The sequence below is a fragment of the Bacillus sp. 275 genome, assembly GCF_001999205.1.
Lineage (GTDB): Bacteria > Bacillota > Bacilli > Bacillales > Bacillaceae > Bacillus > Bacillus velezensis.
This window is the reverse complement of the sequence record NZ_CP019626.1, coordinates 539,523-555,234: the sequence shown is the minus strand read 5'-3', so window position 1 is coordinate 555,234 and position 15,712 is coordinate 539,523. Positions and strand designations below refer to the sequence as shown.

The window sequence follows — 15,712 nt, the reverse complement described above, 5'->3', positions numbered from 1 at the left end:
TTTATGATAGAAGCCCGTCATATTAGAAAAAAAGTACTTTCTGACATAGAAAGCGGCATCATTTCTTTGGAAGAAGGAGTAAAGCGGATACAGCAGCTTGGTTCTCATTCCGCAGGGGGTAACGGACAGGCGATATATTATCAGACGGTCTGGCAGCGGACAGATCTCAGCATTCATGTAAAAGGCGGCCGACATGAGGGCAGCCTTTTATTATTTGATAAAAATGAAGATGTGAGTAAAGAACTTGCTGCATTGCATGATACAAGGGTTATCTTGGTTAAGCCGGGGAAAGAGTTTCGAAAAACCGGGGACGGTGTATTTGAAATCGACCCCCGCTCTGAAAGAGATTACATAAACCTGTTAGGATGGCTTATAGAAGAAGAGAAGTCAGATATACGGGAAGCGGTGCATTTATGGTCAGACATGCCGTTTGAAAAGACAGAGAGAGCGATTCGTGAACAATGCGACAGCGGAGTCTATTCTTTGTTTTTACTACAACAGGCGCTCTTCAAAAATAACTGCCGCAAACCGATCAAACTGTTATATGGATATTTTTCGCATCTTTCTGGAGAACAGCCTCTTTACGCGGCGGCAAGCGGATTTTTGCGGACATTGCAGCTGGAAAATCCGTTAATCTCAGCAAAAAGCATTGAGATGGAGCAGTCAATAGCAGCTGTTCACGCAGCTGATATCATACGCAATGAGCTGAGTGATTTCCAGCCTTCAGATGTAGAGATTCGTTATAAAGACATGCAGCGTTATGTCAAACAGCTCAAAACGTATGAACCCGAAAAAAATTCCCGAAGCGGAGTTGTGCCGCTGAGAGAAAATGGAGTATATATTATCGCAGGAGGCGCGGGCGGATTAGGATTTACCTTTGCGGAATATTTGGCTTTTCAAACAAAATGCTGCCTTGTTTTAACGGGGAGATCTCCGCTTTCAGATCATATAAGAAAACAGCTGAGACGATTAGAGGATGCCGGTTCGTCAGCTGTTTATGTTCAGGCTGATATTACCAATAAGGAAGAAGCCGAATATGTAGTCAAAACAGCCAAAACTTCTTATGGAAAAGTAAACGGGGTCATTCAGGGCGCGGGAATCATCCGTGACTCTTTCCTTCTTAACAAGTCACGAGAGGAATTCGATCAGGTAATCAGACCGAAAGTATTGGGTACGATGTGGCTGAATGATGCTGTTGAGAAAGAAAATCCTGACTTTTTCATTTGCTTCTCCTCTACTTCCGCAGTGTTGGGAAATATCGGGCAATCTGATTACGCGTTCGGAAACAGTTATATGGATCATTTCATGAATATGCGTTCTGCCCAGGATTCTGATACGATTTCTCTCTCTCTGAACTGGCCGCTGTGGAAAGAAGTCGGCATGCAAGTGGATGAGCGAACGGTAGAGACAATGAAAAAGGCGGGTTTTTATCCTTTAGAAAAAGAAGAAGGTAAAGAAGCGTTTGCAGTCGCATTGTCCTCCGGTTTTTCGCAATTTACTGTATTTTACGGAGATGAGCAAATTGACAATCATGTTCAGCAATTATATGAACGAAAAGACAATATTCAGGCAGATGAAGGAACAGGGAGAAATATCGAATCATTTGATTCAGAGAAACTGAAAGCTGAAACATCTGATTTCATCATAAAAGTGATTGCTGCAGAATTCAGGATGCCTGCGGACAAAATAGATGCAGAAGAGGCATTGGAAAAATACGGACTTGATTCCGTTATGATTATCAATATGACGAATGAGCTTGAAAAACATTTCGGCGCGCTCTCAAAAACGCTGTTATTCGAATATCAGACTGCAGAAGAATTGTCACAGTATTTCGTTGAGGAGCACAGGGATACTCTTCTTCATAAACTCCGGTTAGGAGAAAACGGGAGCAGCACCCCATCTCAGAAGAAAAAAGATCATGAACAGACAGCCGAAGTTAACGGGAAACAGAAAATCCAGATGAAAAATCAGGTGCAGCAGGAGAAGTATCATGACAATGATATCGCGATTATCGGTATCAGCGGACGTTACCCGATGGCAAATGATCTTGATACTCTGTGGGAAAACTTATTGAACGGTAAAGACTGTATAACTGAGATACCTGAGGATCGGTGGGATTCGGGGCTGCACTATCAGCCTGCGGCGGGCGACGAAGTAAAAAACCAAAGCAAATGGGGGGGATTTATTGACGATGTGTATCATTTTGATCCGTTGTTCTTTAATATTTCTCCTGCCGAAGCTGAATTAATTGATCCGCAGGAGAGACTGTTTTTAGAGACGGTTTGGCACACCATAGAAGATGCGGGGTACGCAAAGAAAACGCTTGAACGAAAAAACGTCGGTGTTTTTGCAGGGGTTATGTACGGCCACTATCAGCTGTACAGCGTTGGTCACGAAGCGGCCGTTTCTTCCTCATATGCATCAATCGCCAACCGGGTATCGTACTTCTTTAATTTCAGCGGACCAAGTATTGCTTTGGACACGATGTGTTCCTCATCATTAACGGCTGTTCATTTTGCCTGTGAAAGTTTAATCAGGAATGAATGTGAAATTGCAATTGCAGGAGGCGTCAATTTATCCATTCATCCTCATAAATATGAACTCCTGACTCAAGGCGGATTTTTATCCAGTGATGGCCGGTGCAGAAGCTTCGGTTCCGGAGGAGACGGCTATGTGCCGGGAGAAGGGACAGGTGCCGTGCTGCTGAAACCTGTAAAAAAGGCTATTGCGGACGGTGATCAGATTTATTCAGTTATTAAGGCAACAGCCATCAACCACGGTGCTAAGACGAATGGATATACCGTGCCGAATCCCAAAGCTCAAAGTGAGGTCATTACGAGAGCCTTAAAAAAAGGATTTATTGATCCAAAAAGCATCAGCTATATAGAAGCTCACGGAACAGGCACCGCCTTAGGAGATCCGATTGAAATCACCGGTCTGACCAGAGCATTTTCAGATGCCGAACGCGATCAGAAAACATGCGCGATCGGATCGATTAAATCAAATATCGGACATCTTGAGGCTGCTGCAGGCATAGCGGGCATTACGAAAGTTATTCTTCAAATGAAACATAAAACGATTGTTCCGTCACTGACTCATTCTGCTGAATTGAATGAAAATATACCGTTTCAAAAAACACCTTTTTATGTACCGGACAGTGCCGAAAAATGGGAGTCATCCGTTCCCAGGCGTGCCGGAATCAGTTCTTTCGGGGCAGGAGGAGCTAATGCCCATGTTATTTTAGAAGAATTTGCGGATGAAGCTATCTCTCCTCTCGCGGCTGAAGAACCTGAACAGCTTTTATTTGTTTTTTCTGCAAAAAATGCCGACAGGCTGGCAGAATATGCAAAATGCGCAAAAGAACATATAGCAGCCAGAGATTATCCATTAGAAACACTTAGAAATACAGCATTTACTTTACAAACCGGCAGAGAAGAAATGCCGCACAGATTGGCTGTTATCGCCTCCACAAGAGATGAATTGCTTAAAAGACTGAAAGACTACATTCTCGGAAACGCGACGGATCATATTTTTACAAGCGGCAAAGACACAACAGAAGCTCAAAGGATGAATAAAGTTGAAATTGAAGAAGCAGCCGCAAACAGGGATCTTGTGAAGATTGCTGAATACTGGGTTGGCGGTAACGGGATAGATTGGCCGTCACTTTATAAAGATGCCACTCTGAGACGGGTATCAGCACCCGGATATCCATTTGCCAAAGAGCTGTGCAGAATAGATGCGCAAAATATGGTTAGCCGCCGGATGAACGTTAATAACGATCTGCACCCTTACATTTCATGCAATATATCTGATTTTAAAGCACAGAAGTTTCTTATCAATGTAAGCGATACCGGTTTGTATATAAAAACAAAGTATCAAGACAAGGAAATGTTTCCGTTTCTCAGCCAGATTGAAATGGCGAGAGCTGCCGGAGCGATGGCTTCAGGGAATCCGATTATTAAATTAACAGAGCTCTCCTTTAGAGAACCGATGTTACAAAGCGGAAGCAATGAGCAGATCCGGATTGTATTAACCCCGGATAATCAGGGTGCATCGTATTCTATAGAAAAACAGAGCGACTCATCCATTTATTCCTCAGGGCGGCTCGAAGTAGAAGGCGGGGCGTACGAGAACGGAAATATTCGTCTTGAGCCGTTTCTGTCTCAGCGCGCAGACCGCATACCGTACGAAGCGTTTTATCAGCGGCTTGCCGAATTCGGATACAGCTGCAGTGACAGTCTGAAAGCGGCAGAGCAATGCGTCAGCAGGAACGGACAGGTGCTTTTAAAGATAAAAGCAAAGGCCGGGCCGAAAGGGTGCATAATCAAACCGGAAGTGATTGAGAGCGTATATCAAGCCGTCATATACCTTGCGGGGGAAAATGCCGGAGAGCTCCCGGAAAACATTAAAGAATGTACGATTTTTGATCATGAGACTGAACCCGTTTATGTATATGCAGAACAAACTGGAGAAAGCGATTCGGCTTATGATGTGTATGTATTAGACAATGCCGGCGGGATTTTGATGGAACTGAGCGGGCTGGTTTTTGGCAAAAAGCCTAATAAAAATGTACGTTTTTATGAGCATAAGTGGGATCAAAAAAACCCTCTGATTGAAATCAAAGATAGGGAGCCAAAAACAATTCTGGTCTTTGCAAAAGATGAAGCATTGGCTGGGGCTCTGAAAAATCAATCAGACAGCCGTGTCATTCTCGTCACGCCGGATCAGCGGCAGATCGATCAAAATCTGCTGACATTCTGTGTAAACCCGGAAGTGACGTCAGATTACATTCGTTTATTCGAAGAATTAGAGAAAAAGGGGTTTTCTCCTGATGTCATCTTGCACACGGGAGAAACATTTTACGCGGGTGACCGCCTTCTCAGCGGCCTGGAATCAATTTTTTATTTATTAAAAGCCCTGAGCGCTCGCAGTGACGCCTCTCTTTATCTTCATTCTCTGCTTCTTGTTCACTCTTTTAAAGAAGGCGTGAATGATCCGTATACGGGCGCTCTTGCAGGCTGTTTAAAAACGGCGAATATGTTGGTGCCATCCGCAGAGAATGTGAAGTCAATCGGTTTTTCAAAACGTATATCAATTGAAAAAATGGCTGAATTTTGTCTTAACGAAATGGTTTCAGGCGTGGAATGGCAGGCGGAAGAAGTTAAATATATTAATGACAAGAGGTATGTTAAGACATTAAAGGACTATGTATTCAATCATACAGAGCACTCTCATCAGCTGAAACAGGAAGGGATTTACCTCATAACGGGCGGTTTGGGCGGTCTGGGCCTGATTTTCGCAAAATATTTAGCTTCTCAGTATCAAGCAAAATTAGTATTGACGGGAAGGTCACCGTTAACTGCTGATAAACGCCATAACATTGACCGGCTGCAGGCACTTGGAGGAGATGCGGTATATTATCAAGCTGATGCCGCAGATCAAAAGACGATGGGACGGGTCATAGAAGAAACGAAACGGACTTGGGGCTCCATTCAAGGCGTTATTCATTCAGCTGGTCATGCCGATGATCGGTTATTTACAGAGATGAATCTGGATGATTTTTCAGATGGCATGACTGCTAAAATTGAAGGCACGGTATGTTTAGATGAATTAACGAAAGATGAGCCGCTTGATTTCTTTATCGTATTTTCTTCTATTTCTTCGGTCTTCGGAGATTTTGGACAGGTTAACTATGCGTTGGGCAATTATTTTCAAGATCAATATATAAATTGGAGATCCGAACAGAGCCGCCGGCAAGAGAGACAAGGCAAGAGCATTTCGATTAACTGGCCGTTGTGGCGTAAAGGCGGAATGCATTTAAACAAAGAAGCTGAAGAAGCATATCTTTCCGCATCCGGGTTTGATTATTTGGAAACGGAAGAAGGGATAGCGGCTTTTGAGACGATTTTGGCAAGTGACTGCCCGCAAATTTCGGTTGTTACCGGGGATGCCGAAACGACACCAGCAAGAAAAGATCTGCCGCATCAAAAAGTAAATACGCTTCCGGTTCGTCAAGAGGAAATTTCTTATACAGCACCGGCTTATACAGACAATGTCCTGGAAGAACTGAAGCAAATGGTGTCGGAATTATTGAAAATTAACATTGAACAGCTGGATACGGCAGAGAATTTCGGCAATCTCGGCTTTGATTCTATCAGTTTGAAAACATTAGCTGTCCGACTGAATAAAAAATACAAACTAAAGCTGACACCTGCCGTTTTCTTTACTTACAGCCATATTAAGTCTCTTTCAGAATTTCTAAACAGTGAACTGCGTACTGTTGCAAAAGGAAATACAGATGCAGAAAAAAACATTTCTGAAAAAAGGAAAGTAGTGCACGCTGGGAAAACCACCGGGAAAACCGTGAAGCCGCCGCGAAGTTTTCCGTTTGAAAAAAAGACAACAAGACAGGCTGACCATCATCCAGAGAAGCAGCCGGTTGCCATTATCGGGATGAGTTGTGTTTTTCCGGGATCAAAAAATGCAGATGAGTTTTGGATCAATTTAATCAATGAAAAAGATTTGATTCAGGAAATTCCCCCGGATCGCTGGGATTGGAAAAAATACGCCGAAGGCAAAGGAAACAGCGAAGTACATTCGAAATGGGGCGGCTTTATCACAGATGCCGATAAATTCGATGAGGCGTTTTTCAATATTAATCCGCGGGAAGCAGAACTCATGGATCCTCAGCACAGAATTTATTTGCAGGAAACCTGGAAAGCGATAGAAGATGCGGGTTACAAAGCTTCAAAGCTGTCTGGCAAAAATATCGGGGTGTTTACGGGCATTCAATTTAATGATTACCGCCAGCTGCTGATGAGGCATTCGGATGGGGCGCATGCGTTTGCGGGAACCGGAAACAGCCAGGCGCTCATCAGCAATCGTGTATCCCACTATTTTAATTTCAGAGGTCCGAGTGAGTCCATTGATACAGCCTGCTCAAGCAGTCTTGTAGCAATCCACAGAGCTGTGCGCTCGATTCAAAATGGTGAAAGTGAGCTGGCGGTAGCAGGCGGGGTTTCGCTGCTTTTAGATCCAGTCACGCATATGTATACTGATAAACTCGGTATTTTGTCTAGAGACGGCCGGTGTAAGACATTTGATAAACTTGCCGACGGTTATGTCCGCGGTGAAGGTGCAGCTGTTCTGTTATTGAAACCATTGCAAGCGGCAATGAATGACAGAGACAATATTTACGGAGTTCTGAGAGGAACCGGAGCAAATCACGGAGGAAGATCTGCTTCATTGACCGCTCCGAACCCGGAAGCTCAGGCTGAACTGTTAACGTCTGTTTACAAAAATGCCGATATTCCTGTTGATACGATATCTTACATTGAAGCACACGGAACCGGGACAGAACTGGGAGATCCGATTGAGATTGAAGGCTTGAAAAAAGCGTTTGGATCTTTTGAGCCGCATCCAGGAAAGAATCATGATCAATATTGCGGCATCGGTTCAGTAAAAACGAATATCGGTCATTTAGAGCCCGCCTCTGGAATGCCGGGGCTGATTAAAGTATTACTATCCATGAAGTATAAAACACTGCCTGCCACACTTCATGTCAAGGAACTGAACCCTTACATTCAATTAAGCGGAACACCGTTTCATATTGTCAATAAAACTATGAAGTGGGCCAGATTAATAGATCGAAAAGGAAATGAAATTCCGCGCCGTGCCGGAGTCAGTTCCTTTGGATTCGGCGGGGCAAATGCTCATGTCATCGTGGAAGAATTCGAATACGGACAAGATAAAGCAGTAACTGGCGAGCGGGAACAAATCATTGTTCTATCGGCCAAAACAAAGGAAAGACTGATGGTTAAAGCCAAAGAGTTAACAACGTTTTTACATGAAGAACTATCAGTTCAATTCAGTCAGCAAGAGGTGCAGGAACGTGATTTGCAAGAGGCGGTTCGGGAAGCGGCAGCGGGTATCCTGCGTTTAGATACCGCAGATATAGATGCAAAGACACCTCTTTCGGAATTCGGATTTGATCCGTTGGCTTATTCCGAATTAATCTCTTTTATAAACCAAATGTACGGCACAGAAATATCACTTGACATATTTCAGGAATTAAAGACACTGAGCGAGCTGTGCCGCTATATCAGCAGCATCCGGAATCGATCAGCTGATAAACCGTATAACGGCAATTTTAGAGAAAAGTCCGGAATCGGTCTTGAAGAAATAGCATATACGCTGCAAACCGGAAGGGAACCATTTGAATGCCGCCTTGCGATCACTTGCTCGAATATCGGAGATCTTCTTGAAAAATTAAACGGTTACATTCAGGGGAGCAGGCTGCAAGGTGTTTATGAAGGAAATGTAACGGATTTTGATAGTCTGTACGCTCCTTTATTCGGCGGCCCCGAAGGTCATGCATATGTTCTATCACTGATTCAGCAAAACAAGCCGGCCAAACTGGCTCAGTTGTGGACGATCGGTTGTGAAATCAGCTGGGAAGACTTGTATGAGGAGGAGCTCAAACCGGTTAAACTGTCTCTTCCTCTTTATCCTTTCAGCAAGAACAGACATTGGATTCATCTAAATAAAGATGAAGCGCAGAAGGCTGAGGCTTTCTCGAACACTGAGCTTCACAACTCAAATAAAGATACAGCGGATGGAGAAATCATGTCGCTTCTTGAAAAAGCACAAACAGGTGAGATGAATACGAAAGAGACGTCAGAGCTGATAGAGGAGTTGCTTTTCCATGAATGAAAAAACGATGCAAATTGAGCAAATCGTGAAAAAGGTGAAAGAATGCAGCCTGACGCCTGAAGAAGGGCTGGAATTAATTAAGAGCTTGGGGAAAACCCATCTATATGAAATGGTATGGGATAGACATGCATTTAAAGGCAGTAAAAAATTCCCGCATACGAAAGAGCCAATTTTATTTTTTTGCGAAGACGACAGCATGTATACCGTAATGAAGAAACAGCTTGAAGGTTATGAGGCGCCTTTCATTTACGTGACTTCCGGCGAGCGTTTCGAAGATTGCCGGAACGGCCGTTTTACAATGAACTTTGCAAAAGATGAGGATTATGATGCGTTATGCGGGGTTCTGCGTTCTCAAAATATAAGACCCCGCCATATTATTCATTTTTTAGCTGCCGGGCTCTTCAAAAATACGGAAGATGCAATGAGAAAGCAGCTCAATAAAAGTCTGTATTCCTTGTTTCAAATGTTTCAGGCCTTCATGGCGAACAAACTTTGTCCGAAAGCAGAAATTTTGTATCTGTATGAAAATGCCGAGGGCGAGGTTCAGCCGATTTATAACGCGGTTGAAAGTTTTCTTAAGACCGTACAGGCCGAAAATCCGAATTTCACATGTAAGGCTGCAGAGCTGAAATCAATGTTTGACGAGCCGTTTACAAAGCAGCATATTGCAGATGTCATCTCTTTTGAATGGAACAATCAATGTAAGACGGACCACTTTACCTGCTATGAGCCGAGGCATTATTATAAAAGGCAGCTTCAAAGAGTAAAAAAAGAAGATGGGGAGAAACATAGTTTCAGTGTAAAAAAGAACGGTGTGTATTTAATTACAGGAGGAGCCGGCGGTCTCGGGTATCTGTTTGCTGAATATCTGGCGAAACAGGCAGAAGTCAAGCTGATATTAACCGGGCGTTCCCCGGCCTCCCGTGAAACGGCGCAAAAATTGAGCGCTCTTGAAAATCTCGGCGCTGAGGCCTTATATGTCCCGGCAGATATTTCAAAGGAAAAAGAGACGGACGCTTTGATTAAGCACATTAAGCAGACATTCGGAGAATTAAACGGAATTTTGCACAGTGCCGGACTTGTTAAGGATGCATTTATCATAAAAAAAACGAAAGAAAGCATAGAAGAAGTTATAGCGCCTAAAGTATTCGGAACCGTTTGGCTGGATAAAGCAGCTGAAGAAGAGCCTCTAGATTTCTTCGTTATGTTTTCATCCCTTTCGGCCGTTCTGCCTAATGCGGGTCAAAGCGACTACGCCTTCGCTAACGGATGTATGGACGGATTCACCCAGTATCGAAGCATTAAGGGACGTCCCGGGAAAACACTTTCTATTAATTGGCCGTTATGGGATGCGGGCAATATGACAGTCGGGCCGGGAGAGCTGCAGGCTTTAAGACATGCAGGGCTGGAACTTTTATCGGCCCAAGCAGGGCTTGCCGCTTTTCAGGACAGTATGAGCCGCTCTGCTTCTCAGCTGGCTGTTATCAGCGGAGACAAAGATAGAATAAGTGAATTACTCTCAACTGATCATAAAGAAATAGAGACTGTGCCTGAAAACAACAGTAACCTGCCGCAATTACATGAAAAAGATCTGAAAAAGCAAACGGTCCGTCTTTTAACAGAGATCGTCGGAGCGGAAACGGGAAGACCGGCGGACAGTATTTTACCCGAGGATACGTTTGACCGTTACGGAATTGATTCTCTAACGATTTTAGGTCTTAACTCCCGTCTGGAAAAATATTTTGGAAGAGTGTCTAAGACTCTTTTCTTTGAATACAGCAGTGTTGAAGAGCTGTCAGAGTATTTTCTTGAACACTATCAGCATGAGTTGCAGAAGGCGTTTTTACCGGCAGCCGAACAGCGAATTGATCATTCGGCGCCGGCGAAACGGGAGAAGCTTTCCGTTTCCCGCACACCATCCGCACCTTCCGAGGAAGATATTGCGATTATCGGTATAGCCGGCCGCTACCCGATGGCGAAAGATGTGGAACAGTTTTGGGAAAATATTTCTTCCGGAAAAGATTGTATAACGGAAATACCGAAAGAGCGCTGGGATTTTCGGAAATATTATCACACAGGTGACAATGCCCGTCATGACAGCAAATGGGGAGGTTTTATAAAAGACGCTGATAAATTCGATCCGCTGTTCTTCTCAATTTCGCCCCGTGATGCCGAGTTAATTGATCCTCAGGAACGGTTATTTTTAGAGACAGCATGGCACACGTTTGAAGATGCGGGTTACACAAAGAAAAAGTTGAAACGGCATAAGACAGGTGTATTTGTCGGTGTCACCTACAGCCACTATCAGTTATTTGCAGCCGGTGCTTCAGATGATGAGGAACGTCAGGCGCTCTTGTCTTCTTATTCGTCTATCGCAAACCGGGTGTCATATTTCTTTGACCTGCACGGGCCCAGCCTTGCAATTGATACAATGTGTTCTTCTTCACTTTCTGCTGTTCATTTTGCATGTGAAAGTATAAAAAGGGGAGAATCCACCCTCGCTGTTGCCGGAGGAGTGAATTTATCCTTACACCCGGATAAATATACTTTACTTTCACAAAATCATTTTGTTTCAAGCGATGGGCGCTGCAGAAGCTTTGGAGCGGGAGGAGACGGATATGTGCCGGGAGAAGGAGTCGGGGCCGTTCTTTTGAAATCGCTTTCTGCCGCGAAGGCTGACGGGGACAGGATTTACGGTGTGATTAAGGGAACATCTGTAAATCACGGCGGAAAAACAAACGGATACACTGTGCCAAATCCGGGCGAGCAGGCAAACGTCATCAGTGAAACTCTTGATAAGGCGGGGATTGATGCAGACAGCATAAGTTATATTGAAGCGCATGGCACCGGGACATCTTTGGGAGACCCGATTGAAATTTCAGGTTTAACCAAAGCTTTGCACAGCTCGAAAAGCGATTATCGTTGTGCAATTGGTTCGGTTAAGTCAAATATCGGACACCTAGAGGCTGCGGCGGGAATTGCTTCTATCACAAAAGTGCTGATGCAAATGAAGTATAAACAGCTTGCTCCTTCCCTTCATTCCGATAACTTAAATCCTAATATTGATTTTGAGGAAACACCGTTTTACGTGCAGTCTGAACTGACTGATTGGGAGACGCCGCAAAATCAAGCCAGAAGGTCAGGCATCAGTTCGTTCGGCGCTGGAGGATCTAATGCCCACATTATCATCGAAGAGTATAAGAATGAAGAAAAGATGGAAACGGTAAAGAGCAACAATACGCAAATTATTCTGCTTTCTGCCAAAAATGAAGAACGGCTCAGACTCTTGATTGATGCATATATAAATGAACTGGAGCCAAAAACGTCACTAGCTGATGCTGCATACACCTCGCAGACCGGGAGAAACGCTATGGAAGAGCGGCTCGCTGTTGAGGTTAGCAGCATTGACGACCTTCGCAATAAGCTGACGATGTATTTGCGGTCAGATCATAAGGTAAACGGTTTATATAGGGGAAAGTCCCGCCGAGGCGCTGGTCAAAAGAATGCCCTGTCAGCCGCCCACTTTAAAAGTGCAAGAGAAATGGCCATTCACTGGGTGAACGGAGGAGACGTTCAATGGGAAGAGATGTACACTGCGGAATTACCGAAGCTTGTCTCTCTTCCTGCTTATCCTTTTGAACGGAACAGATATTGGGTGCCTGTTGCAAAAGCTGCACAGAAACAGAAAAAAACAGGTGTACCGCAAAGTCTGCCCCATGCACCGATTGACTTATCATTTGATGTATTAAAAAAATCGTGGAAAAAACAAAAGGCTGCGCCTTCCGCTTTTACGAAAGGACAGGTGATGATCCTGGCTAATAGTGAAAGTGAGCGGCTTGCATTCGAATTGTTTGATTCAGATCCTCTGATTGAATCCGCTGTCATTTGTGCAGATAACTGGGATCATTCGGATGGGGAAGCCAAAAAAACGGCTCTAGCGGTCATAGAAGAAAATCCGGAAATCATCGGCATGATTGACCTGTCAGATTTGCGGAGTGATCAAAACGGGGCACGCACCGGCACAATCGGGAAGCTGACACTGCTGCAGGAAATCATAAAGACACGTAAACAGCTTTTCGTTTTACATGTGACCAGAGGGCTGCAGACATTTCTGAATGACAAGCCGTCGTTAGCCGGAGCCGAAACAGCCGGACTATATAAAATGCTGAGCGCGGAGTATCAAAAGATAAAATCAAAAACAATAGATGTAGACGGGCATGTAGGGACTGCGGCGGAATTGAGACAGGTAATCACAGATGAAGCTTGCGCTGACGGGCTGTATAGTGAAATCTGCTACCGGAACGGTGAACGTTATATTCCATACGTCGAGAAATTACATGCAGCGGAAATAGACCGGAAACTATCCGGTCTGCCAGTATGCCGTACGGATCAAACCCTGGTTATTACAGGGGGAACAAGAGGGATCGGAGCAGAACTTGCCAGACATTATGCCGGCAAGGGAGTCAAAAAACTTGTGTTGATGGGAGTAACCGACCTTCCGGAATCTGATAAAATAGCCGGCATGTTAGAAGACACCGATGAAAAGTCACCTCTTTATTCGAAATTACAACTGCTGCATGAGTTGGATCAAAAGGGAGTTCAGGTGGAAGTGTATTCCGGGCCGCTCACGGAAAAAGAAACATTACATCGCTTCTTTTCAGAGGTGAGGATGAAGTTCGGCAAAATCGGCGGGGTGATTCATTGCGCTGGTGCAGCCAATCATTCGAATCCGGCTTTTATTCATAAATCTGATCAAGAAATAAGAGAAGTATTTGAGCCAAAGGTACAGGGGATGCAGGTACTTCATGACATTTTTATTGATGACGAACTTGATTTCTTCATTTTGTTTTCATCTGTTGCGAGCGCCTTTCCTTTATTAGGCGCCGGAACAAGTGACTATGCCGCGGCGAACGCTTTTATGGATTACTTTGCGGCGTATCAGCATGCAGCCGGCAGAACATATTATCAATCAATTAACTGGCCGAGCTGGAAGGACATTGGGATGGGCGAGGTGACAAGTCCATCATATCAGGCACTTGGTTTACTTTCACACTCAACAGAAACAGGTATTGCCATGCTGGAAGAAATGATGACGATAAACGGATACCCATGCCTTATACCGGCAAAGACACATCCGGAGAAATTCATGCTGCAGCAGCTGCTTCAGACAAGAATTCAAGCTGCTAAAAATAACCCGGATGCTGAGGAAAAAGTGATTTCTGGTCAGGGAGACAATGAGGCTATAATCAGGAAGTTAATGGAGATTTTTTCCGCGGAGCTGAAAATACCTTACGGGAATTTAGATCAGGATACGTCTTTTGCGGATTACGGAGTTGATTCAATCTTACTTGTTCAGCTTGTCAAAAAAGCGGAAGATGCATTTCAAATAAAAATTGAACCATCAGCTTTTCTGGAGTATCCGAGTTTTTCACAACTAGGCGTCTATTTAAACGAATTATTTGCAAGTGAGGGGATCAGTCCTCAAATTGACTCAGAAAACATTGAGGTTCGGAAAAAAGAGCAACATATAAATCAAAATGCTTCCGAAGTACGGGACAGCGGATCTCAAATACAACAAACCAGTCTGAACCAAATCGCTATTATCGGAATGGGCTGTGAGTTTCCGGATGCTCCGGACACAGAAACGTTCTGGACAAATTTGAAGAAAGGAAAAAATAGTGTCCGCGAAGTTCCGGCGTCGCGATGGGATATTTCTTCATACTACTCTGACACCTATGAAAAGGGAAAAAGTATCAGTAAGTGGGGCGGATTTCTTCAAGATATTGAGTCTTTCGATCCCGCGTTTTTTAATATGAACAAAAGTGAGGCATCAGAGCTTGATCCGTTAATCAAAAAATGCCTTGAGGTCAGCGTCCAGACATTGAGAGACGGCGGCTATACAAAAGAAGAAGTATCAAACAAAGAAGTCGGCGTCTTCATCGGTTCGCGGACCGGGACGTTTATGTCCAAAATAGGTTCCCCTTCAAAAAATACGATCGTGGGTATAGGACAAAATTTCATAGGCGCGCATATCTCACACTTTTTTAATCTGAAAGGACCGAATCTGGTTGTAGACACGGCTTGTTCTTCTTCATTGGTCAGCGTCCATCTCGCTTGTCAAAGCCTGATGTCAAAAGAGTCAGATATGGCGATTGCGGGCGGAGTTGACATTTTGCTGGATCAAAAGCCTTACGTCATGCTGAGTGAGGCTCGGGCGCTTTCACCTGAAGGAAAATGTCATACATTTGATGAGAAGGCAGATGGATTTGTACCGGGAGAGGGATGCGGCGCAGTCCTTTTGAAAAGACTTGATGACGCCCTTGCCGAAGGTGACAGAATTTACGCGGTAATTGACTCATCCGCGGTTAATAATGACGGACAGACAATGGGAATGACAACACCTAATCCGAAAGCGCAAAGCGCAGTGATAAAAAAAGCCCTGAAAAAAGGCGGAATTGATGCAGATTCTCTCAGTTATGTCGAGACGCATGGCACCGGCACGATGATAGGAGATCCGATTGAATTAAAAGCGCTGACTGAAGTGTTCCGGGAGGTTACGGAAGAAACGCAATTTTGCGGAGTAGGCAGCGTAAAAACGAATTTCGGACATTTAATGAGCGCAGCGGGGATAGCGAGTATTATAAAGGTTGCCTTATCCATAAAAAATCAGATGCTCCCGCCGACATTACATTGTAAAACGCCAAATCCGCGTTTTAAATTTGATCAATCGCCATTCTTTCCGAACACGTCTTTAAAAGAATGGCGTCCCAGAAAAGGGGTTTTGAGAGCCGGAATCAGTTCTTTTGGATTCGGGGGCACGAACGCACATATGATATTGAGCGACAGCCATCTCACATTAGGATATGGAGAGACAAAAAGACACCCGCTTTCTCCGGTTATATTCAATAAGGAGCAATGCTGGATTGACAATGGAGAAACTCCAGAAAAGGAAGAGTCAGAATTGCTGATTCCTTTACTTGATTTCAAAGAATTATAAAGA

The 15,712-nt window shown here is 44.2% G+C and carries 2 protein-coding genes; both read left to right on the top strand.

The genetic code is table 11. From position 1 onward, the window contains the following. The first annotated feature begins 3 nt into the window (after positions 1-3). Positions 4-8,712: a type I polyketide synthase gene (locus tag BZ167_RS02150; protein ID WP_077391923.1), complete on the top strand. Its 8,709-nt coding sequence runs from the start codon at positions 4-6 to the stop codon at positions 8,710-8,712. Beyond that, a complete protein-coding gene (locus BZ167_RS02145) occupies positions 8,705-15,709 on the top strand; it encodes an SDR family NAD(P)-dependent oxidoreductase (protein WP_077391922.1) in 7,005 nt (2,334 codons plus the stop codon). The genes BZ167_RS02150 and BZ167_RS02145 overlap by 8 nt, the downstream gene beginning before the upstream one ends. The last annotated feature ends 3 nt before the right edge of the window (positions 15,710-15,712 follow it).

What these genes read in the sequence shown, in the direction of transcription:
- BZ167_RS02145 (WP_077391922.1), top strand. Translation starts at nt 8,705, where the DNA reads ATGAATGAAAAAACGATGCAAATTGAGCAAATCGTGAAAAAGGTGAAA.
- BZ167_RS02150 (WP_077391923.1), top strand. Translation starts at nt 4, where the DNA reads ATGATAGAAGCCCGTCATATTAGAAAAAAAGTACTTTCTGACATAGAA.